This is a genomic window from Nocardia sp. NPDC019395 (assembly GCF_040632335.1).
Lineage (GTDB): Bacteria > Actinomycetota > Actinomycetes > Mycobacteriales > Mycobacteriaceae > Nocardia.
This window is the reverse complement of record NZ_JBEYBT010000003.1, coordinates 468,389-489,255: the sequence shown is the minus strand read 5'-3', so window position 1 is coordinate 489,255 and position 20,867 is coordinate 468,389. Positions and strand designations below refer to the sequence as shown.

At 67.5% G+C, this 20,867-nt stretch carries 25 protein-coding genes; 11 read left to right on the top strand and 14 right to left on the bottom strand.

Annotation, left to right across the window (positions count from 1 at the left end; genetic code table 11):
• The first annotated feature begins 125 nt into the window (after positions 1-125).
• A complete protein-coding gene (gene idi, locus ABZ827_RS13275) occupies positions 126-710 on the top strand; it encodes an isopentenyl-diphosphate Delta-isomerase (RefSeq protein WP_357236599.1) in 585 nt (194 codons plus the stop codon).
• 177 nt (positions 711-887) lie between these two features.
• On the opposite strand, the gene argH is transcribed toward idi, so the two are convergent.
• Both argH and ABZ827_RS13265 read right to left on the bottom strand, forming a co-directional pair.
• Positions 888-2,309 (bottom strand): argininosuccinate lyase, encoded by a 1,422-nt coding sequence (gene argH / locus ABZ827_RS13270; protein WP_357236598.1) that lies wholly within the window; start codon positions 2,307-2,309, stop codon positions 888-890.
• A gap of 293 nt (positions 2,310-2,602) precedes the next feature.
• Positions 2,603-3,805, bottom strand: coding sequence for an argininosuccinate synthase (locus tag ABZ827_RS13265; RefSeq protein ID WP_357236597.1), 1,203 nt, complete (start codon positions 3,803-3,805; stop codon positions 2,603-2,605).
• A gap of 273 nt (positions 3,806-4,078) precedes the next feature.
• Between ABZ827_RS13265 and ABZ827_RS13260 the strand changes: the two genes are divergently transcribed.
• The 3 genes from ABZ827_RS13260 (at position 4,079) to ABZ827_RS13250 (ending at position 6,107) form a co-directional block, all read left to right on the top strand.
• Entirely contained in the window at positions 4,079-4,249 is a 171-nt protein-coding gene (locus ABZ827_RS13260) for a hypothetical protein (RefSeq protein WP_357236595.1), read from the top strand.
• A gap of 107 nt (positions 4,250-4,356) precedes the next feature.
• Positions 4,357-4,494, top strand: a complete 138-nt coding sequence (locus ABZ827_RS13255; protein WP_357236593.1) for a hypothetical protein — start codon at positions 4,357-4,359, stop codon at positions 4,492-4,494.
• Entirely contained in the window at positions 4,491-6,107 is a 1,617-nt protein-coding gene (locus tag ABZ827_RS13250; protein ID WP_357236591.1) for an amidase, read from the top strand. Before ABZ827_RS13255 ends, ABZ827_RS13250 begins: the two co-directional genes overlap by 4 nt.
• Positions 6,108-6,170: 63 nt before the next feature.
• Here the strand turns inward: ABZ827_RS13250 and ABZ827_RS13245 are convergent, their stop codons facing one another.
• Genes ABZ827_RS13245 through ABZ827_RS13215 form a run of 7 tightly spaced genes read right to left on the bottom strand, consistent with a single transcriptional unit; the run spans position 6,171 to position 12,744 of the window.
• On the bottom strand, positions 6,171-6,680 hold the full coding sequence (locus tag ABZ827_RS13245; RefSeq protein WP_357236589.1) for an arginine repressor: 510 nt from the start codon (positions 6,678-6,680) through the stop codon (positions 6,171-6,173).
• On the bottom strand, positions 6,677-7,642 hold the full coding sequence (gene argF / locus ABZ827_RS13240) for an ornithine carbamoyltransferase (protein WP_357236587.1): 966 nt from the start codon (positions 7,640-7,642) through the stop codon (positions 6,677-6,679). Before argF ends, ABZ827_RS13245 begins: the two co-directional genes overlap by 4 nt.
• Entirely contained in the window at positions 7,639-8,838 is a 1,200-nt protein-coding gene (locus ABZ827_RS13235; protein WP_357236586.1) for an acetylornithine transaminase, read from the bottom strand. Before ABZ827_RS13235 ends, argF begins: the two co-directional genes overlap by 4 nt.
• Positions 8,835-9,749 carry an acetylglutamate kinase gene (gene argB, locus ABZ827_RS13230; RefSeq protein ID WP_357236585.1) on the bottom strand — a complete coding sequence of 305 codons (915 nt, stop codon included), beginning with the start codon at positions 9,747-9,749 and terminating at the stop codon, positions 8,835-8,837. Before argB ends, ABZ827_RS13235 begins: the two co-directional genes overlap by 4 nt.
• On the bottom strand, positions 9,746-10,951 hold the full coding sequence (gene argJ, locus ABZ827_RS13225; RefSeq protein WP_357236583.1) for a bifunctional glutamate N-acetyltransferase/amino-acid acetyltransferase ArgJ: 1,206 nt from the start codon (positions 10,949-10,951) through the stop codon (positions 9,746-9,748). The genes argB and argJ overlap by 4 nt, the downstream gene beginning before the upstream one ends.
• Complete coding sequence (gene argC / locus ABZ827_RS13220) at positions 10,948-12,000, bottom strand: N-acetyl-gamma-glutamyl-phosphate reductase (protein WP_357236668.1); 1,053 nt, start codon at positions 11,998-12,000, stop codon at positions 10,948-10,950. Before argC ends, argJ begins: the two co-directional genes overlap by 4 nt.
• 45 nt (positions 12,001-12,045) lie before the next feature.
• Complete coding sequence (locus tag ABZ827_RS13215; RefSeq protein ID WP_357236582.1) at positions 12,046-12,744, bottom strand: GntR family transcriptional regulator; 699 nt, start codon at positions 12,742-12,744, stop codon at positions 12,046-12,048.
• 144 nt (positions 12,745-12,888) lie between these two features.
• Here ABZ827_RS13215 and ABZ827_RS13210 point away from each other — a divergent pair, with 144 nt between their 5' ends.
• The gene (locus tag ABZ827_RS13210) at positions 12,889-13,401 is read left to right on the top strand and encodes an SRPBCC family protein (RefSeq protein ID WP_357236580.1); all 513 of its coding nucleotides are present in this window, start codon (positions 12,889-12,891) and stop codon (positions 13,399-13,401) included.
• A gap of 417 nt (positions 13,402-13,818) precedes the next feature.
• The gene (locus tag ABZ827_RS13205) at positions 13,819-14,619 is read left to right on the top strand and encodes a crotonase/enoyl-CoA hydratase family protein (RefSeq protein WP_357236667.1); all 801 of its coding nucleotides are present in this window, start codon (positions 13,819-13,821) and stop codon (positions 14,617-14,619) included.
• A gap of 132 nt (positions 14,620-14,751) precedes the next feature.
• Here ABZ827_RS13205 and ABZ827_RS13200 read toward each other — a convergent pair whose 3' ends face one another.
• Positions 14,752-15,231 carry a nuclear transport factor 2 family protein gene (locus ABZ827_RS13200; RefSeq protein ID WP_357236578.1) on the bottom strand — a complete coding sequence of 160 codons (480 nt, stop codon included), beginning with the start codon at positions 15,229-15,231 and terminating at the stop codon, positions 14,752-14,754.
• A 102-nt stretch (positions 15,232-15,333) separates the two neighbouring features.
• Between ABZ827_RS13200 and ABZ827_RS13195 the strand changes: the two genes are divergently transcribed.
• Positions 15,334-15,876: a helix-turn-helix domain-containing protein gene (locus ABZ827_RS13195; protein WP_357236576.1), complete on the top strand. Its 543-nt coding sequence runs from the start codon at positions 15,334-15,336 to the stop codon at positions 15,874-15,876.
• A 155-nt stretch (positions 15,877-16,031) separates the two neighbouring features.
• On the opposite strand, the gene ABZ827_RS13190 is transcribed toward ABZ827_RS13195, so the two are convergent.
• Complete coding sequence (locus tag ABZ827_RS13190) at positions 16,032-16,787, bottom strand: class I SAM-dependent methyltransferase (RefSeq protein ID WP_357236574.1); 756 nt, start codon at positions 16,785-16,787, stop codon at positions 16,032-16,034.
• A gap of 167 nt (positions 16,788-16,954) precedes the next feature.
• Here ABZ827_RS13190 and ABZ827_RS13185 point away from each other — a divergent pair, with 167 nt between their 5' ends.
• Positions 16,955-17,203, top strand: a complete 249-nt coding sequence (locus ABZ827_RS13185) for a DUF1330 domain-containing protein (protein WP_357236572.1) — start codon at positions 16,955-16,957, stop codon at positions 17,201-17,203.
• A 127-nt stretch (positions 17,204-17,330) separates the two neighbouring features.
• Here ABZ827_RS13185 and ABZ827_RS13180 read toward each other — a convergent pair whose 3' ends face one another.
• On the bottom strand, positions 17,331-17,957 hold the full coding sequence (locus ABZ827_RS13180) for a TetR/AcrR family transcriptional regulator (RefSeq protein ID WP_357236570.1): 627 nt from the start codon (positions 17,955-17,957) through the stop codon (positions 17,331-17,333).
• 52 nt (positions 17,958-18,009) lie between these two features.
• Between ABZ827_RS13180 and ABZ827_RS13175 the strand changes: the two genes are divergently transcribed.
• A complete protein-coding gene (locus ABZ827_RS13175) occupies positions 18,010-18,921 on the top strand; it encodes an alpha/beta hydrolase (protein WP_357236568.1) in 912 nt (303 codons plus the stop codon).
• Positions 18,922-19,008: 87 nt separating this feature from the next.
• Here ABZ827_RS13175 and ABZ827_RS13170 read toward each other — a convergent pair whose 3' ends face one another.
• Both ABZ827_RS13170 and ABZ827_RS13165 read right to left on the bottom strand, forming a co-directional pair.
• Positions 19,009-19,212: a DUF397 domain-containing protein gene (locus ABZ827_RS13170; RefSeq protein ID WP_357236566.1), complete on the bottom strand. Its 204-nt coding sequence runs from the start codon at positions 19,210-19,212 to the stop codon at positions 19,009-19,011.
• Between the two features lie 2 nt (positions 19,213-19,214).
• On the bottom strand, positions 19,215-20,096 hold the full coding sequence (locus ABZ827_RS13165; RefSeq protein ID WP_357236564.1) for a helix-turn-helix transcriptional regulator: 882 nt from the start codon (positions 20,094-20,096) through the stop codon (positions 19,215-19,217).
• 329 nt (positions 20,097-20,425) lie between these two features.
• Here ABZ827_RS13165 and ABZ827_RS13160 point away from each other — a divergent pair, with 329 nt between their 5' ends.
• Together ABZ827_RS13160 and ABZ827_RS13155 are read left to right on the top strand one after the other, a co-directional pair.
• On the top strand, positions 20,426-20,572 hold the full coding sequence (locus ABZ827_RS13160; protein WP_357236562.1) for a hypothetical protein: 147 nt from the start codon (positions 20,426-20,428) through the stop codon (positions 20,570-20,572).
• Positions 20,565-20,807 (top strand): hypothetical protein, encoded by a 243-nt coding sequence (locus ABZ827_RS13155; protein WP_357236560.1) that lies wholly within the window; start codon positions 20,565-20,567, stop codon positions 20,805-20,807. Before ABZ827_RS13160 ends, ABZ827_RS13155 begins: the two co-directional genes overlap by 8 nt.
• Positions 20,808-20,867: the final 60 nt, after the last annotated feature.

The following is a 20,867-nucleotide window of genomic DNA, read 5'->3' as shown; positions in this document are numbered from 1 at the left end:
CGACCACGAGACATGCGCCGATGCCTGCCGTATCGCACTCCGGACCGGCCGTCCGTTGTGACCTCTCCATCATGTACCCCTCACCTCGGGGAAACCGCGCGCCCGCGCCGATTAGGGTGGGGATCGTGACCGATGCGACCCCCACGCCGATCCCCGCGCGCCCACCGGGCGCGGCCGACCGGGAAACGCTCCCCGTGGAACTCGTCGACGCCGCCGGCAACACGATCGGGTCGTGCCCGGTCGCCGAGGCCCACCGCGCCCCGGGCGCCCTGCACCGGGCCTTCTCGGTGCTGATCTTCGACAGCGCCGGGCGAACGCTCCTGCAGCAGCGCGCGCCGGCCAAGACCCGGTTTCCCGCGCGCTGGTCCAACACCTGCTGCGGTCATCCGGCGCCGGGCCTGCCGGTCGACGAGGCGGCGGGTATCCGGTTGGGTGAGGAAATGGGGTTGGTGGTCCCACTGACCGAGGTCGGGGTGTACAGCTACCGGGCCGAGGACCCTCGCACCGGCTATGTCGAGCACGAATGGGACCACGTCCTGGTGGGTTCGATCGGCGAGTTCGAACCGGCGCCCGATCCCGCCGAGGTCGCCGCGTTCCGCTGGGTGCGCCCGGACGATGTGCGCCTGCGACTGCGGGACGAACCCGATATGTTCAGCCCTTGGTTCGCCGGTGTCCTGGAGGTCGCGACCGCGCACCTGCCCAACCGCTGACAGCTTCGGCTCCATTCCCCGTCGTCCTTGTTGTTCAGATTTTGGTTGGCGATAGATCGAATGGTTAGATGCGCATATCTATGTAGGTACAAGCTTTGGATCGGAAACAACCGAGGTGCACCCGCGAAGGGAGCACCTCGGTTGTCGGATCCTGTACGTAGCGCCGTTCCGGGTCCGTCAGCGCAGCCAGGTCCGGATATCGTCGGCCGCCTGCCGGACCTCGGCGAGCTGCTCGCGTACCCGCTCCCCCGCGGTCCCGCCGCGGGCGTTGCGCGAGGCCACCGAACCGGCCACCGTCAGCACCTCGCGCACTTCCGGAGTGAGGGCGGGATCGACCGCCGCGAACTCCGCGTCGGTCAGTTCGTCCAGACCGGCCCCCCGTGCCTCGGCGGCCCGGACACAGGCGCCGGCCGCTTCGTGCGCGACCCGGAACGGCACACCGCGGCGCACCATCCACTCCGCGATATCGGTCGCGAGGGTGTATCCGGCCGGGGCGAGTTCGGCCATCCGGCCGGTGTGAAAGGTCAGCGTGGAGACCAGTCCGGCGATGGCGGGCAGCAGCAGTTCCAGCTGGGCGACCGAATCGAACAGGGGTTCCTTGTCTTCCTGCAGATCCCGGTTGTAGGCCAGCGGCTGTGCCTTCAGGGTGGCGAGCAAACCGGTGAGGTTGCCGATCAACCGGCCGGCCTTACCGCGGGTCAGTTCCGACACATCCGGGTTCTTCTTCTGCGGCATGATCGAGGACCCGGTCGACCAGGCATCGGCCAGCGTGATGTAGCCGAACTCCGGAGTGCTCCAGAGGATGACCTCCTCGGCCATCCGGCTCAGGTCGACTCCGATCATCGCCAGCACGAACGCCGCCTCGGCCGCGAAATCGCGGGACGATGTCGCGTCGATGGAATTCGCGGCGGAGGCGGTGAAATCCAGGTCCGCGGCGATCGCTTCGGGGTCGAGGCCGAGCGAGGAACCGGCCAGCGCACCCGAACCGTAGGGGGAGACGGCCGCGCGTTTGTCGAAATCACGCAACCGGTCGATATCGCGCAGCAGCGGGTGGGCGTGCGCGAGCAGATGATGGGCCAGCAGAACGGGCTGGGCAGCCTGGAGATGTGTTTTACCGGGCATCACCGCATCGGGGTGCGCCGCGGCCTGATCGGTGAGCGCATCCACCACGGTGACCAGACCGGCGGCAATCCGCCGGATCGCGTCACGCAGCCACATCCGGAACAGTGTGGCGACCTGGTCGTTGCGGGAACGTCCGGCCCGTAACCGGCCACCGAGTTCGGTGCCGACGCGTTCGATGAGTCCGCGCTCCAGCGCGCCGTGCACGTCTTCGTCCGATTCGGCAGCGATGAAGGCGCCCGATTCGACATCCGCGGCCAGCTGGTCGAGGCCGGCGAGCATATCGGCCAGATCCGTCTCCGACAGCAACCCGGCCTTGTTCAGCACCCGGGCATGCGCCTTGGACGCCCGGATGTCGTAGGGCGCCAGCGCCCAGTCGAACTGGGTCGATTTGCTCAGCGCCGCCATCGCCTCGGCAGGGCCGGAGGCGAACCGCCCGCCCCATAACGCGCCCTCGTTGGTGCCCACTGTCTCTCCCACGTCTCGATATGCCGGTCGGGCTTGCCGCCCCTACGTTATTGGACCTGTGTGCCGTCGCTCGTCGGGCCCGGCCCGTCGAGTTGCCGACGGCACGGCGTATGCGGTCGGCGCCCATCACCGGACAGCCATTCACTTCACCGGCGCCGGGAGCTGCCGGGTCCGCAAGCCATCGTTGCGCGCCGGACTCGCAGTGCGCACAAGGGGCGACAGCTGCCCGGCGCCTCGGCCGGTGTATCCGTGCCGATCGCGACGACCACCTGGGCGCGGTTCCAGGCGACCGGCCGTGACAACTCCTACTTCTGGTTCAGATCGCGCTTGGCGGCGACCTTCGAGGACAGGCCGTGGATCTGCACGAATCCCTTCGCCAGCGATTGGTCGAACGTATCGCCTTCGTCATAGGTCGCCAGATTGAAGTCGTAGAGCGACTGTTCGCTGCGGCGGCCGTTGACCACCACATTGCCGCCGTGCAGCACCATGCGGATATCGCCCGTGACGTGCTGCTGGGTCTCGGCGACGAACGCGTCCAGGGCGCGCTTGAGCGGAGAGAACCACAGGCCGTCGTAGGCCAGCTCGCCCCAGCGCTGTTCGACCTGCCGCTTGTACCGGCCCAGTTCCCGCTCGAGGGTGACGCCCTCCAGGGCCCGGTGCGCGGTGATGAGCGCGATGGCGCCGGGTGCCTCGTAGATCTCGCGACTCTTGATGCCGACGAGCCGGTCCTCGACCATATCCAGCCGGCCGACACCCTGGCGGCCCGCGCGCTTGTTCAGTTCGACGATCGCCTCCAGCACGCTCACCGGGCGGCCGTCGATGGCCACCGGGATACCGCGATCGAAGGTGACGATGAGTTCGTCGGGCGCCTCGAAGTTGACGGTGGGGTCGGTGGTGTAGTCGTAGACATCCTTGGTGGGCGCGTTCCAGAGATCCTCGAGGAACCCGGTCTCGACGGCCCTGCCCCAGACGTTCTGATCGATGGAGAAGGGGGACTTCTTGGTGACGTTGATCGGGAGCTTGTTCTCCTCGGCGAAGGCGATGGCCTTCTCCCGGGTCCACGCGTAGTCGCGGACCGGGGCGATCACGTTCAGGTCGGGGGCCAGGGCGCCGATACCGACCTCGAACCGGACCTGATCGTTGCCCTTGCCGGTGCAGCCGTGGGCAACGGTGGAGGCGCCGTGGAATTTCGCGGCCTCGACCAGGTGCTTGACGATGAGCGGGCGGCTGATCGCCGACACCAGCGGGTACTCGTCCTGGTAGAGGGCATTGGCCTGGATGGTGGGCAGGCAGTACTCGTCGGCGAACTCGTCCCGGGCATCGACCACCACCGCTTCGACGGCACCGCAGTCCAGGGCACGCTGACGCACCACGTTCATATCCTCGCCGCCCTGCCCCAGATCGATGGCCACGGCCACGACCTCGGCGCCGGTCTCCTTGCCGATCCAGCTGATGGCCACGGAGGTGTCCAGCCCACCGGAGTAGGCGAGTACGACGCGATCGGACATGTTCTGGTGCTCCCTCGGATGTTTTTCGTAGGTCTGCTGATGTTCGGGGTTCCGCGGTGTTCGGGGACCGTTACCCAGCAGTATGCTGGCCCGTTGCCGGTCCGGCGCACACCGCCGTTGCAAATGATTATGCACGATGGTGCAATCTCATTCATAACTGGGGGTCCTACCCACGGTTACCTGCGTCGATATCACCACGTTCGGCCACTCAGCTCGATAACGACCCCTTGGCCACCCACCCCAGCCGTGAGACGCTGATCACATCAGCCGCGTATGACGAGCAGGGAGGAGGAGACCGTGCAGACACTGCAGCAGTGGGCGCAGGACAACTACGAGACGATCGGCTTCATCGTCGTCACGCTGGGGAATACCGCCCTGAAATTGGGCGTGATGGGTATCGAACTCGCCACACCGTTCCTGCAGGAACTGGTGAACAACCACTGACCCCCCTCCGTTGCCGATTCCCGGCGACACCGAAGGATTCGCCGGCCCGGAAACTCGAATACCGCGCAGATATAGCCGGATTCGCCCGGCGCCACTACGGTGGCCAGATGCGAGCACTGCGAGACACGACCCATCCCGTGGCCTCGGGCCGCTACTCCCGCGCCGGTAACCGGATCCGCCCCGTTCCCGCCCACGATGCGGTCGGCGAGCACGACGAACTCAGATACCGGCAGATCCTCGGGTGACACCCTCCATCGCTCGTCGAACGCTTCTCCGTTCGGCCGGCGCCGGCTTGGCGGCGGCCCTGGCCGGTACCTCCGTGGGATTCGCCGGCACATACCTCTTCTCCGGCCCGGCACGGGCAGCTGTCACTGATCCGGCACTGCTGTCCGCCCTCGAAGCCGTTGTCCTACTGCAAGCCAAGGAGTTGCATCCGCGGGAACTGCTGGAGGCCTGCCTGCGACGCAGCGCCGAGTTCGACGGACCCATCAATTCCTGGGTGCGCACCTATCCGGAATCGGCCTATCAGCAGGCGGAAGGGGCTGCGCAACGCCTGGCCGGCGGGAGCGCCCCGCTACTGTGCGGTCTGCCGATCGCACTGAAAGACATGTTCGCGGTGCGGGGTCTGCCGGTCACGGCGTCCAGCCGGGTGCTGGCGGGCAATATCGCCTCGGGAGACGCCACCGCCTGGCGGCGCCTACGCGACCACGGCACGGTCCTGCTCGGGCACACCCACACCGATGAATTCGCGTTCGGAACCGTCACCCCACAGGTCGGCAACCCGTGGGACACGACGATGGTCGCCGGCGGATCCTCGGGCGGTAGCGCCGCGGCGGTCGCCGCCCGCTTCGTTCCCCTGGCCCTGGGCACGGATACCGGGGGTTCGCTGCGGATCCCCGCGTCCCGTACCGGAGTGAGCACGATCAAGCCGACTTTCGGTCAGGTCAGCCGGTACGGCGTGATCCCGAGTTCGCCGTCCCGCGACCATATCGGCAGCATGGGCCGAAGTCTCGCCGATGCCGCGCTGATGCTTTCGGCAATCGCCGGGCCGGACCCCTACGACCCCGCCACCGCGGCAGCGGTGGCGGGATTCGATTACCCCACATCCGCCACCGGCGGGGAAAAACCACTCGCCGGCAAGATCTTCGGTGTCGACCGGGCGACGACGAACCAGCTTCCCCCTGCACTCGGCGCCCTGATGTCGGACTTCCTCGACCTGATCACCCGTCTCGGCGGGCAGCTGCGCGATATCGTCATGCCGCCGTTGCCCGCCCATCCCACGGACGGTCCGGAACCGGGCCGGTATCACCGGCAGTTCGTGGACCGTCTCGCGCTCTACCAGCCGGCGACGGCGGCCGCGGCCGCCCAAGCGGTGGCCGCCGCGACCGCGCCGATCGATACCTTCCTCGCCTACGGCGACGACCGCACCCGGTACCAGTACGACTACAACCGGCTGCTGACCGAGTACGCACTCGACGCCGTCGTCCTGCCCGGCGCGGTAAAGGACCGGCAGACTCGCATCACCGCGCCACTCGCCCGGCTCGAGCCCGACGCACCGATGACCTGGGCCAACTATTCGGGCGCCCCCGCGATCGGGCTGCCGGCGGGCCGCTCCGCCGAAACCGGCCTCCCGTTCGGGGTGCAGCTCGGTGGTATGCCCTGGTCGGATGCCGAACTCATCAGCATCGGACTGGCACTGCAGGCCGCCGAACCGGCCTGGCAGGAGATGCCCGCGCTACCGCCCGGCCCACGGGAACTGCCGCATACCGGTCTCGCGGCGCCCGGCCCGGGGCCCGATCCCACCAATACCGTGATCCCTGCGCCTGTCCCCTTCGTTCCCACCACCGCGGTCGGCTGAACGGGTGGCGCCTGCCCGAAGTGTCCGGCTAGGTCTCGGCGCGATGCCTGGAATCGAGCCTGGTCAAGCCAGGTTTTCGATTTTCGCGGCGAGTTCGGCTCCGGTGAGGGGTTCGCGGGCGATCACCGCGATCGTGTCGTCACCGGCGATGGTGCCGACGATATAGGGCAGGGATGCCCGGTCGAGGGCGCTGGCCAGGAAATGCGCCGCGCCCGGGGGCGTGCGCAGGACCGCGATATTGCCGCTGCAATCGGTGGAGACCAGCAGGTCACCCAGCAGTTTCGCCAACCGGCCGGTACCGCCGGTGACGCCCCGCACCGGACTGCCGTCCTCGGGTACCACGTACACACCGGCTCCGCCGTCGGCCGCCCGGAGTTTGACCGCGCCCAGTTCGTCCAGGTCGCGCGAGAGCGTGGCCTGAGTGGTTTCGATGCCCTCGGCGGCGAGCAGGTTGGCGAGTTCGGTCTGGCTGCGAACCGGATGCGCGGCGAGCAGCGCGATGATCCGCGACTGCCGGCCGGCCCGGGTCGGGGCCGTGACCGGGCCGGTGGAATGCGTGCGAGTCTCACTCATCGTCGCGGGGTGCCCGCCCGGTCCAGGAGCCAGGCCAGCAGGGCCTTCTGCGCGTGCAGCCGGTTCTCCGCCTCGTCCCAGACCACGCTCTGTTTCCCGTCGAGAACCTCGTCGGTGATCTCCTCGCCGCGATGTGCGGGCAGGCAGTGCAGCACGATGGCATCGGGCGCGGCGCCGGCGAGCAGTCCGGCGTTCACCTGGTAGGGACGGAACGGTGCGACCCGGTCCAGGCCGTCACCTTCCTGCCCCATGGAGGTCCAGGTATCGGTGACCAGTACGTCGGCGCGCGATGCCCCGGTGTACGGGTCGTCGGTGACGGTCACACTGCCACCGGTTTCCGTAGCGCGGGCCTGCGCGGCGGCGAGCACCGCCCGCGAGGGCTGGAACCCCGCGGGCGCGACGATCCGCACATGCATTCCGGCGGTCACACCGCCGAGCAGCAACGACTGCGCCATATTGTTGGCGCCGTCCCCGAAATAGGACAGCACCAGGCCTTTCGGGTCGCCTTTGTGCTCGGTGATCGTCTGCAGATCCGCCAGCACCTGGCAGGGGTGGAAATCGTCGGACAGCGCGTTGACCACCGGGACGGTCGCGGTGCCGGCCATCTCCTCCAGCCGCTGCTGGCCGAACGTCCGCCAGACGATCGCTTCGACGTAGCGGGAGAGCACCCGGCCGGTATCGGCGAGCGTTTCGTCGCGGCCGAGCTGGGTGGTCTGGCCGTCGACCACCACCGCGTGCCCGCCCAGCTGGGCGATACCGAGTTCGAAGGAGAACCGGGTGCGGGTGGAGTTCTTGTCGAAGATCACGCCCACCCCGCGCGGACCCTCCAGCGGGCGGCGCGCGAACGGGTTCTTCTTGAGTTCGGCGGCCAAGGTCAGCACCTCGGCCTGTTCGGCGGGGGTCAGATCGTCGTCACGGAGGAAATGCCGGACGGCGACAGCCGGCCGGGTCGGGGCGCTCATGCCCGGGCTCCTTTCGTCTCGGCCAGTACCTCATCGAGGATTTCCGGCAGATCCAGCACCAGATTGTCGGCCTGGGTTTCGGTGAGTACCAGCGGCGGCGCCAACCGGATCACATCGGGTTTGGCGGGGTTCACCAGATACCCGGCCGCCCGCGCACGGGCCTCGACCTGCGGCGCCACCGGATGGGTGAGGCCGATACCGAGGAGCAGTCCGGCGCCGCGGACATCGGCGATCAGCGGATGTTCGAGTACCGCGATCCCGTCGCTGAGCCGTTTGCCAATCGATTCGACATGTTCCAGCAGGCCCTCGTCCGCGATGGTGCGCAGCACCGCCAGTGCCGCGGCCGCGCTGACCGGGTTACCGCCGAAGGTGGTGCCGTGCATACCGGGGGTGAACAGGTCGGCCGCCTGCCCGGTGGCCAGTACCGCGCCGATCGGCAGGCCCGCGCCCAGCCCCTTCGCCAGGGTCATCACATCGGGGGTGATACCGAATGCCTGGTGGGCGTACATCTTTCCGGTCCGGCCGATCCCGGTCTGCACCTCGTCCAGGATCAGCAGCGCGCCGTGCCGGGCGGTGATCTCCCGGGCGCGCACCAGATAGTCCATCGGCGGAACCACCACGCCGCTTTCGCCGAGCATCGGTTCCAGGAATACCGCGGCGGTATCGGAATCCACCGCCCGCTCGAGGATCTGCACATCGCCGTACGGCACATGCACCACCCCCGGTGGCATGGGCTCGAACGGTGCGCGTTTGGAAGGCTGGCCGGTGAGCGCGAGCGCGCCCATGGTCCGGCCGTGGAACGCCTCGTCACACGCGATGATCTTGCGCCGGCCGGTGAGCCGGGCCAATTTGAACGCGGCCTCGTTGGCCTCGGTGCCGGAGTTGCAGAAGAACGCGCGGCCGCCGCCGTCACCGAAATGCCCCAGCAGCGATTCGGCGAGTTCGATCACCGGTTCGCTGCCGTACAGGTTGGATACATGACCGAGCGTCCCGAGCTGATCCATCACCGCGCTCAGCACCGCCTGGTGCGCGTGGCCGAGACTGTTGACCGCGATCCCGCCCACGAAATCGATATAGCGGTTGCCGTCCGCGTCGTACACCACCGCGCCGCTGCCCCGGGTCAGCACGACCTCCGGCGTGGCGTAGTTGCGCATCATCACATTCGACCACCGTTGCCGCAGTTGCGCAGTGTTCATGCTCTGACTCCGTTTTCCTCGTCCGCCGCCGGTGTGACCATCGTGCCGATACCTTCCCCCGTGAACAGCTCCAGCAATACCGAATGGGGTACGCGCCCGTCGATGACATGCGCGCCCGGAACCCCGCCCCGGACCGCGCGCAGGCATGCCTCCATTTTGGGGACCATCCCCGAATCCAGTGACGGCAGCAGCTCGGCCAGCGCGTCGGTATCGATAACACTGGTCAGCGAGGACCGGTCGGGCCAGTCGGTGTAGAGGCCTTCGACATCGGTGAGCACCACCAGTTTTTCCGCGCCGATACCTTCTGCCAGGGCGGCCGCGGCGGTATCGGCGTTGATGTTGTGCACCACGCCGTCGGCGTCGGGTGCGATGGTCGAGACGACCGGGATCCGGCCCGCGCCGATGAGATCGAGTACGGCGCCCGGGTGGACGTCGGTGACGTCACCGACCAGGCCGATATCGGTGGCCGCGCCGTCGATATCGACGGTGCGGCGGGTCGCGGTGAACAGCCGGGCGTCCTCACCGGAGATACCGACGGCGTACGGTCCGTGCGCGTTGATCAACCCGACCAGTTCCCGGCCGACCTGACCGAACAGCACCATCCGCACCACATCCATCACCTCGGGTGTGGTGACCCGGAAACCGCCGCGGAACTCCCCCGCCAACCCGAGCCTTTTCAGCATGGCCGAGATCTGCGGACCGCCACCGTGCACGACCACCGGATGCACCCCGACGGTGCGCAGGAAGGCCATATCGGCGGCGAACGCGCGCTTCAGACCGTCGTCGATCATGGCGTTACCGCCGTATTTGACCACGACGACCTTATCGCGGAACTTCTGCAGCCAGGGCAGGGCACCGGCCAGGATATGCGCTTTGTCCAGCGCGGACAGATCGTGGAGGGCTTCGGTCATGAGCTGTAGGCCGAGTTCTCTTCGACGTAACCGTGGGACAGGTCGGTGGTGCGGACGGTGGCGGTCCCGTCGCCGAGCCGCAGGTCCACGACCACCTCGATATCGGGACCGGACAGGTCGACGTCGCGCGCGCCCGGAGCGCCGGTGCCGTCGATACAGACCGGGGCGCCGTTGAACGAGACCGAGATCAGGTCGGGGTCGAGGTCGATGGGCGCGGTGCCGACCGCGGCCAGCACGCGGCCCCAGTTCGGATCGGACCCGAACATCGCGGTTTTGACCAGACTGTCCCGGGCGATGATCCTGGCCGCGGTGAGCGCGTCGTCCTCGCTGTGCGCGCCCTTGACAGTGACCAGCACCCGCTTGGTGACGCCTTCCGCATCGGCCATCAACTGGGCGGCCAGGTCGTCACAGACCGCCAGGACCGCCGCGTCCAGTTCGTCCTGGGCGGGCGCGACCTCGCTGGCGCCGTTGGCCAGCAGCAGCACGGTGTCGTTGGTCGACATGGACCCGTCCACATCGAGACGGTCGAAAGTGAGCCGGGTGGCTTTGCGCAGGGCACTGTCGAGCTGTTCGGCGGTGGCGACAGCATCGGTGGTGAGGACCACCAGCATGGTCGCCAGGGACGGAGCGAGCATCCCTGCGCCCTTGGCCATACCGCCCACGTTCCATTTACCGGGGTGGTGCAGCGACGCTTCTTTCGGCACGGTATCGGTGGTCATGATGGCATGCGCGGCATCGGTACCGCCGGACATTCCACCACCCATCTCGTGCACGATCTCGGTGACCCCGGGCAGCAGTTTGTCCATCGGCAGCCGGTCCCCGATCAGGCCGGTGGAACACACCGCGATCTCACCGGCGCCGGTTTCGGTACCCCAGTTGCTCAACGCGGTGGCGAGTTCCTCCGCGGTGCGATGGGTGTCCTGGAAACCCTCCGGCCCGGTGCAGGCGTTGGCGCCTCCGGAGTTGAGGATCACGGCGCGCAGCCGGCCGGATTTCAGAACCTGCTGCGACCACAGCACCGGTGCGGCTTTCACCTTGTTCCCGGTGAACACCCCGGCCGCGGCGTAATCGGGACCTTCGTTTAGAACGAGGGCCAGATCTGGTTTACCGCTGGCTTTGAGGCCGGCGGCGATCCCGGCGGCCCGGAATCCGAGCGGCGCCGTCACACCCTGATTGTGGACAAGGTTGGCATCGGTGGTCACGGGGCCACTCCTACGGTGGACAGCCCGGCGGTCTCGTCGAGGCCGAGCGCGAGGTTCATGGACTGCACCGCGGCGCCCGCGGTGCCTTTGGTCAGGTTGTCGATCGCGCCGATCACCACCAGCTGACCGGCGTCGGTATCCACGGTCACCTGCAGGGTGACGGTGTTCGCGCCGAGCACGGCACCGGTCTGCGGCAGTACGCCTTCCGGTAGCAGATGCACGAAAGGTTCGTCCGCGTAGGCCTTCTCGTAGACCGCACGCGCCTGCGCGGCGTCCACCCGCACCGGGGCGGTGCAGGTGGCGAGGATGCCGCGCGGCATGGGCGCGAGGACGGGTGTGAAGGAGACCCGCACCGGGGCGCCCGCGACGGCCGACAGGTTCTGCGCGATCTCGGGGGTGTGCCGATGCGCGCCGGCCACACCGTAGGCACGGGCCGAGCCCATGACCTCCGAGCCGAGCAGGCTCACATCCAGCTTCCGGCCCGCTCCCGACGCCCCGCTGACGGCCACGACGTTCACCGCCGGGTCGACGATTCCCGCCGCGATCGCGGGAGCGAGCGCGAGACTGGCGACGGTCGGATAGCACCCGGGTACCGCGATGCGGGTCGCGCCGCGCAATACCTCCCGGGCACCTGGCAGCTCCGGCAGCCCGTAGGGCCAGCTACCCGCGTGCGGGCCACCGTAGTAGCGGTCCCAGGCGGCGGGATCGGTGAGCCGGAAATCGGCGCCGCAGTCGATGATCACGGTCGATTCGGGCAGTTCGGCGGCCAGTTCGGCCGATTGACCGTGGGGCAGACCGAGGAAGACGATATCGTGTCCGGCCAGCTCGGCCGCGGTGGTCGGGGCGAGAATCCGGTCGGCCAGCGGCAGCAGCTGCGGCTGCAGTGCGCCCAGCGCGGTACCCGCGTTGTTACCGGCGGTGAGCGCCCCGATTTCGAGGCGCCCGGCTCGGTACTCCGGATGCCCCAGCAACAGACGCAGTACTTCCCCGCCCGCGTAACCACTGGCACCGGCGACGGCCACGCGCAGCGGGCCGTTCCGGTCGGGCATATCCGTGTGATCAGCCATGTGATGATTATGCATGACTATGCAAGCTCATTCATAGACGGGGTTGGGCTCACCACCGGCCAGCCCGGCCGCGGTCAGGGTGACGTGCCGGGTCCATGCCTCGACGGCGGCGTCGGCGTCGCGGGCCAGCGCCGCCGCCTCCAACCGGCGGTGTTCCTCCGCCCCGTCCCGGCCGGGGTTACGATGCGACGACCAGCGACGGGCGAGCTCACTCGCGGTCCACAACCGATCGAAAGCTTCCAGCAGGACGCGATTGCCGCAGCCCTCCAACAGGGTGCGATGGAATACTCGATGAGCCTCCGACCACGCGTCGCTGTAGTACTCACCCTCTTGCGGTACAAACGCCGGAGTACGGGCCAGACGATGATGTGCGGCCCGGACCCGGGTCTCCCATTCGATATCGCCGCGCTCGATCGACATCCGTAACAGGACCGGTTCGATCGTCCGGCGCGCCTCCGCGATCTCCTGCCAGCGACCGTCGGAAAAGGCCGCGACGGCGAAGCCGCGGTTGGGCAGGCGATCCGCGATCCCTTCACCGACCACCCGGACAAGCGCCTCTCGGACGATGGCCAGGCTCACACCCTGTTCCTTGGCGAGATCCTGCGGTTTCAGCGGGGCGCCTGGGGCGTAGTCGCCGCGCATGATCGCCTCCCGCAGGCGTGCATAAACCTGCTCGGAGAGCATCTGCTTCCCGGCCGATACCGGAGCCCGGTCTGTCCCGATCATGATCCCAGGGTAGACGATCTCGACAATAATCGATTATTAGTACTATTATCGATACTGTTGGACAGTCGCCGTGCGAATGCCGTCACGACCCGACCCACCGCCGGCCACAGCACCGTCCACACGCACGCCCCGAAAGGACTCTCGATGACCGTCAACGACCACACCCCCGCGGAGAAGACCAGCCGGGATACCGAGCGAACGGAGGTCTCCCGACTCGTTCCCGCCCCGGCCGCCGCCATCTTCGCGGTCCTCACCGACCCCCAGGGGCATGTCGACATCGATGCTTCGGGAATGCTCATCGACGCCGAGGGAGAGCCGGTCGAACGGCCCGGCGACCGGTTCCTGGTCCATATGGACCGAGAGGCCCTCGGGGACGTCCCTCTCGGCAAGTACGACGTCGAGGTCGTCATCACCGAACTCGACCCGGACCGGGAGATCGCCTGGACCGTCGAAGCCCGCGGCCGTCGGTTCGGCCATATCTACGGCTACCGGCTGGAGCCGGCCGAGGCCGGCACACTCGTCACCTCTTACTACGACTGGTCGGCAGCCGATGAGGAGTGGAAGCAGCGGGTCACCTTCCCGGTAATCCCCGAGACTTCCCTGAAGGCAACCCTCGGAATCCTCGAGCGCACCGTCCGCCGGAGAGCTGCCGCCTGACCGGGAGCCGTATTCGACGACAGCGGCACGAGTCCTTCGATCAGCCGCGGGCCTATCGGCTAGTATTAGAACATGTGTTCGAACAGCGCTCTCCGGCACCAGATCAGCGCTCTGGAACACGCCGTCGACGCGCTACTCGGGATCGATCTCGATACCGTGTCCGATATCGAACTCGCCGATACGCTCACCCGGGTCGCGGCACGCGCCCGCAATCTGACGGGGTTCACCGCCAAGGTCACCCATCGGCACGAAAACCGGCGGACCGGACGCACGGCCGCACGAACCGCGGGGGACCTTCCCTTCCCGGCCGGCGACAATGCCGCCGCCCGAGTTGCGGCCACCGCGGCCGGGCGTCGCCGGCGCCGATCGGGCATTGTTTCCGGAGACAACCACAGCATCGTGTCCCGAGGAGCTACCGTGACCGCACCCCTGCGCGTGGAGCGCACCGGCGATATCGTCGTCTGGACCATCGACAACCCCGGCCAGCGCAATCCGATCTCCGACGAAGCGACCATCGACGCGCTGGAGACCGCGGTGGGCGAGGCCAACCGCGATCATTCGCTGCGGGTCGCCATCCTGACCGGTGCCGGTTCAGCGTTCAGTGCGGGCGGAAACGTCAAGCACATGCGCGATAAGGCGGGGATGTTCGGCGGAACCCCGGCCGATCTGCGCCAGGGTTACCGGCACGGTATCCAGCGAATCCCGAAAGCGCTGTACCACTGCGAGATTCCCACCATCGCCGCGGTCAACGGTCCCGCGATCGGCGCCGGCTGCGATCTGGCCCTCATGTGCGATATGCGGATCGCCGCGACCACCGCGACCTTCGCCGAGAGTTTCGTCCGCCTCGGCCTCATCCCGGGCGACGGCGGCGCCTGGCTGCTCCCCCGCGCGGTCGGTATGGCCCGCGCCAGCCAATTGGCCTTCACCGGAGCAGCCATCGACGCGGCCACCGCTCTCGACTGGGGCATGGTCAACGAGGTGGTCGAACCCGATCAGCTCCTCGACACCGCCCACCGGCTGGCCGGCGAGATCGCGGTGAACCCGCCGCACGCCCTGCGCATGACCAAACGCCTGCTGCGCGAGGGGCAACACCAGAGCCTGGAAACCCTGCTGGAACTCTCCGCCGCCATGCAGGCGATCACGCACCACACCACGGATCACGACGAAGCGGTCGCGGCCATGCTGGAGCGGCGAGCGCCCAGGTTCACCGGCGACTGAGTATCACCGACGGAGGCGGCGCCGTCAGGCGGCGAAGACGGCGCGGACCACGGCCTCGTCGCCGTCGACCCGCGTTCAGTGAAATCACTTCCCCCACGGCCACCCTCCTCCGCACCTGACGCGATATGGCGATCATGAGCTATCTGCCGCCAGTGCGGTGGTCAGATTGTCGAGTCGGCCGAAGGCGCGGGCAAAGCCCACGTGGTCGCTGTAATCGCGCGATTCGACGATGAGGCCATCGCGTACCCGCACCACGAAGATGCACGGGATCGAGAAGGAGCGCCCGTCCGCCGAACCGACGTAGCTGAATTCGTAGACGACCACCTCCGGATCGGCGGTTTCGTGGACTTGCCCTACCGGCTCGAACCGCTCTACTCCTGTTGTCCGGGCCGGCCCCTCGGCGAAGTGGCTGCGTAACTGGGCACGGGAGTTCAACGGTGTGTCACCGAGTGGGGCGAAGGGGTGCCGGACATCGGTTTGTTCGGCATACAGGCCGGCGAGATGATCCAGTTGCGCCTGTTTCTGCTGCTCGGTGAGGTTGCCGGAGACCAAGCGGTCGACCCCTGCGGCAACGGCGCGGACTACATCGGCTGGTGTGGATGGCTGTGGCATGGCATTCCTGACTTAAACGGAGTCTGGACTTCGGTAACTGTACCGAAGTATAGACTCCGGTTAACGTCGTCTGCCGAGCCCGGAAGTGGAAGGAGGCACTGAATGCGCCAGGACGCGCGGGAGAACCGGGAACGGATCCTGACCGCGGCCGAGGAGGTGTTCGGCGCGCACGGGGGCTCCGGATCGACCGAGGAGGTGGCCCGGCGGGCCGGTGTCGGCATCGCAACGGTCTTTCGCCACTTCCCCACCAAGGAGGAGCTGATCGAGGCGGCACTGCTGCGACATTTCGATCAGCTCACCGAACGCGCCGACGCGCTCGCCGGCGACGCAGACCAGGCCGTAGCCTGGCGCACCCTGGTGCGGGCGATGATCGAAACCGGCGCCACGAAATTGACACTGGCCTCGAAACTGGATGACCAGGGGAGGCTTCCGCGCAGCGCCGCCACCGCATCGAACCGGCTGAAAGTCGCGGTCGGCGCGGTCCTCCTACAAGCGCAGGAGGCCGGCGCGGTGCGCCCTTCGGTCACGGTCGAGGAGGTTTACCTGCTCATCCGCGGGCTGGCCCAAGCGTCAGCCGCGATACCGGTGCAGCCTGCCATCCTGGACCGCGCCATCGACGTCGTGCTCACCGGGCTGTCGCGGTGACTGCGCCACCGAGCAGCCGATCCGCTGGACACCCTGCGCATGATCAAACTCTCTCGACGGAGGGCCGGTGATGAGTACGCACGATCGGATCGCTGACGACTGGGTGCTGGCCGCAAGAGTCCGCGTTCGGTCTCGAGTCGGCTTTGCGGGCGGGGTCAGAGTTTGGTGGCTTCGATGAGCGTGCGGGTGGAGTGAGCGATGAACGGCCCCCGCTGCTGGATCTGATCGTGGAGTTGGCGCAGCCGGTCGCGATATGCGTCGACGGTGAAGCCGGGGACCATCCAGATCACCTTGCGCAGGAAGTAGACCACCGCGCCGATATCGTCGAATTCCATGCGCAAGCGCTCTGTGTGCAGGCCGACGACCTCCAGACCGGCCGCTCGGGCAGCGGCGGATTCGTCGTCCGGATGGCGGCTACGCCGAGCATGCGGTTGTGGACCGAGAAAGTATTCGACCAGTTCGAAGACACTGGCCGGTCCGACATGCTGGGCGAAGTAGATACCGCCCGGCCGCAGAACGCGAGCGATCTCGTCCCACCAGATGGTGGCCGGATGCCGGCTGGTGACGAGGTCGAACGCCGCGTCGGCGAACGGCAGCGGCGGCTCGTCGGGCGTGGCGACGACGACCACGCCGCGCGGGCGCAGCAGCGCGGTGGCCTTGGCGACATTCGGTGGCCACGATTCGGTGGCAACCATGTACGGCGGGAAAACCTCCGCCTCGGCCAGGACTTCACCGCCGCCGGTCTGGATGTCCAATGCCGAAGCGGCGGTTTTCAGACGGGCGCTCATCAGTCTCTGGTAGCCCCACGACGGGCGCGCCTCGGTGGCTCGGCCGTCGAGCCACGAGAAGTCCCAGCCTTCCACGGATACCGACTCTGCTTCGGCCAGCAGATCCTCGAACGTCCGTTTCATATGGGAGTATTCTGCCCGCGCCCCTGGGCGTGATCGACCGATTTTCGGGTTGGTGGAATATCGACAGCGAAGGCCGGAACGCAGGGCCGGCTCGGTGGGCCGATAGCGGGCTTCGAAATCTCGCGGTTACCAGTGTATTCGGAGGTTTCCACTGGGCCTACGCCCCGGTGGCCCAGAAGTCGATCCTCGGTCATGGTGGCCGCTATCTGGTCGCAGGTCCCACGCCCGAACCCATTGAGGGCACCTGGGATTCACCCCGAATCCTCGTCATCGAGTTTCCCGATATGGATCGGATCCGGCAGTGGTACGACTCGCCCGAGTATCGGCAAGCCCGGCAGATACGGGAAGGCAAAGCCCGGGTACAGATGCTGTTCGTCGAGGGCTCGCCGCCCGAAGGGTTTTCGCTCCCGGCCTGACCCCGCCCGACCGACCACGCATTTGCCGGCCGAGACCGAACCGGCGTTGGCGCTGAGTAGCCTGGATCGGATCCCGAAGGCCGGTGGGCGGTCGCTGTGGCGAGCGCTGCACCCCAGAACTGCTCGATTACTCGGGGCCGGTCGTGGTCGCGGGTGCCAGTGATCGAATCCAGAAGTCGATGATGGCCTGGATGCACTGATCCGAGGTCCGGCCCGAAGGCGGATCGAGCACCGCGCCATGAACCTGAGCCTCGACCGCCTGCACGAACAGCAATGCGTTCAGTCCGGGATCGGCCGCGCCGGGAGCGAGGCGACGCAGGTGATATGCGACTTCCTCGGCGAGGCGTTGTTCGAGCTGCCGGAGCTGCCGGACGCCTTCGGCTGTGCGGGGTGCCTGGTCGAATAGCAGCCGGTGCATCCGGGGTTGGGCACGGTGGAACCGCACCACTACGCCGATCAGCCGGTGCACGGTCTCGTCCAGGGGCGGCCGATCGGCGCGCAGCGCCGCGGTCTCGGCGAGCAGTGATTCCCCGGCGTGGCGCAGATGACGTTCGGCGAGTGCGTAGAGCAGAGCGTCCTTGTTCGGGACGTAGTGATAGAGGGTGCCGATGGATACGCCGGCCAGTTCGGCGACCTTGTTGGTGGTTGTCGCGGTGTAGCCGTGCTGTTGGAAAAGCCGAGCAGCCGCATCGAGTATCGCGCCGAAAGTGAACTCCGACCGCTGCTGGCGCGGTGTTTTCCGGGGTGTGGACATGATCTCCCGAAGTCGAGTTGTAAAAACCGAGGATTGCTCGAATCATTATCGCATGCACAGCTCCTACCTCGCGTTTCTTCCCTCGAACCTGCGGCCGGATCCCACGCTGCGGCCGGTGTCGACCTGGTGGCGCTGCGGCGACGCCGATGTGCACATCGAACGCGCATTCCGCCCCGACGCATCGGTGCGCATGCTGCTGGTGCACGGTGCGGGCGGGCACGCGGCGGCGGTGTGGCCGATCGCGGCGCTGGCGGCCGGACAGGGTTTCGAGGTCGCGGTGCCCGATCTTCCCGGCTACGGCCGGACCCGGGTCCGCGCTCCGCGCCGCATCCGCTATCAGGACTGGGTGGACTGCCTCACCGAGCTGATCCGCGTCGAGCACGCGGCCGATCCCCGGCCGCTTGTGGTCTTCGGCGCGAGCATGGGCGGGATGCTCGCCTACAGCGCGGCCGCCCGGACCGGGCTACCCGCCGCGGTCGCGGCCACCTGCCTGCTCGATCCACGGATGTCTCAGGTGCGTGCGGCGATCGCTCGGCGCCCCTGGCTGGGCCGTCACGGTCCCAGCCTGCTGGCCCCGGCCGTCGACGGCGTCCGTATTCCGATGCGGTGGATGGCGAATATGCCTGCCATCTCGAACGACCCCGCGCTTGCCCGCCTCGTCGCGGCCGATCCGCACGGCGGCGGGGTGTCGATGCCGCTGGGCTTCCTGCGGACCTATCTCGGTTCGGCACCTGATGCCGAACCGGAGAGCTTCACCGCCTGCCCCGTGTGGCTCGTCCATCCAGGTGCCGACACCTGGACGCCACTGTCGTTGAGCCAGATGTTCTTCCAGCGCATCGCGGCACCGAAAAGGCTCACGGTGCTCGACAACGCCGGCCACTATCCGGTCGAGACCCCGGGCATCCACCAACTGGTCCGAACACTGGCCGAGCTCCGAGCGGAAGTGAGCTCCGATCGCCCATGACATTTGCTGGATCGCCGACGACCCGGTGTCGGCCGCGTAAATGGCCACCGACGAGTACCGGTGGCTCGGGCGTCGTGATTCACGCGTTCAGGGGCGGCCGAATTCACCATCCTTGGCACCGGCCAGAAACGCATCCCACTCGCCGGGAGTGAAGACCAGCGCCGGACCGGTAGGGTTCTTGCTGTCACGCACGCCTACGAAACCTTCGCCGAGGTGGGCGGCCTCCACACAGTCCTGGTTTCCGCCGGACTTACTGCTCTTGAACCACTTTGCGCCGGTCAGGTCCATCATCGTTACTCCTTCGCATATCGCAGCATCAAGTCTCGGGATGCCGACGCGGACAACGCTACATGGCGGATTCGCGCCGCCTCGTTCGAGAATTTCTCGACCTCATCCGTGCGCTCCACGTACAGGCCGCCGGACAGTCCCTCCATGTAGGCCACCGGAGGCTCTTGGAGCTTGGACGTCGGCAGGGGCGGGAAGCTGAACAGGACGAAGCTACCCGCGTTGAGGCCGATCGGCTGGCCCTCGGTCGACGGCACGATCCGTATCTCGACGCCGGCCTGCTCCGAGCGTTGCAGGAGGTGGTTTATCTGGTCTGTCATCACCCCCGGGCCGCCGACGCTGTATCCCAGGACGGCCTCGGTCAGCAGCGCCTCGAATCGGAAGCCCGGCCGGTCCAGCAACCCTTGTCGCCGAACAACCACATCGAGAATCCGCTCTACCTCGTCGGAAGACCTGTCCGGGAATGTGGCCCAGGTCAGCGCGCGGCGATAGTTCCTGGTCTGGAGCAGGCCCGGCACCAGGGCGGTCTGCCATGAGGTCACCCAGTTCGCGGACTCCTCCAAGGAGAGGTAGTGGTCGAATCCTTTCGCGATAGCGTCGTCGGCGTACCCGCGCCACCATGCCGATCCGGAAGTACCGGCCTCTCGGATCTCACGGGACAACCCGAGAAGTAGCTGCCGCTCGGCGTCGGTCGCTTCGTAGGTGTTCGCCAGCGCATTCAGTGCCAGGTCGGTCACCTTGGTTGGGCGACCGTCCTCCATACGCCCGTAGGACTGGGGCGACACCTCCGCGACCCTGGCCGCGGCGGCTTGCGTCAATTCGGCTCTCTCGCGCAGCTTTCGGAGCTGGCGGCCCAGAGCCCTTCGAGGAAGCGTCGAACCAGTAGCCATTTCATTACCTTCGTTAACCGGTTGAGTGGAATATGGAAGCCCCCACGGGCGAAGGCTCCCCCGATAAAGATTCCCTCGAGAAAGTTCACGAACTCCCCCGCGGATAATCCACGGTCGTACTTCCAAATGCCTTGCGGGAGCGCTCTACTGAGGGAGCGCCCGGTGCAGGCCACCTCGAATCACCGTCGAGGACACCAGTTCGACGCCAGGAGTGCCGATAGCTGGTGGTCTTCACGACACAGCCAGTGGACCTCGAAGAACACTGACGCCACGTGTCGGACCCTGCACCGGGTGCTTACCGAAGACTATGCCAGGAGTGGGGATTCATCATGCGCGCAACCGAATCATTGCCGGTAAGGGTCCGGGGCGAGTCCGGGATTCGCCCGCCCACCGAGTGGGCACTACCCACGCCGGTCCAGCTGGAACTGCTGCTCGCGGCCATGCGGCGATGGGCCGGGGACAGTGAGCATGCCTGACCGCGCCCCCGCCGCGGTCGGCCTGGTCCGGCTGGACATCCCGACACCGGATATCGACCTGTACGCACTCGCCGAACGGAACGGATGCCGGCTGCTCTACACAGTCAAGACGCACGCCCGGCCCCTCGTCGCCGCCTACGCGCTGGCGAAGTACGCCGCCGAATACGACGCGCGGGCGGTGGTGGTCCCGGGGTTTCGCGCACGCCGACGACATCCGCCACATCATCACCGATAACGCCGCGCTCATCACTCCCGTGCAGATCTACCCCCGTGGTTATCGCTGGCCCCGAGAGGA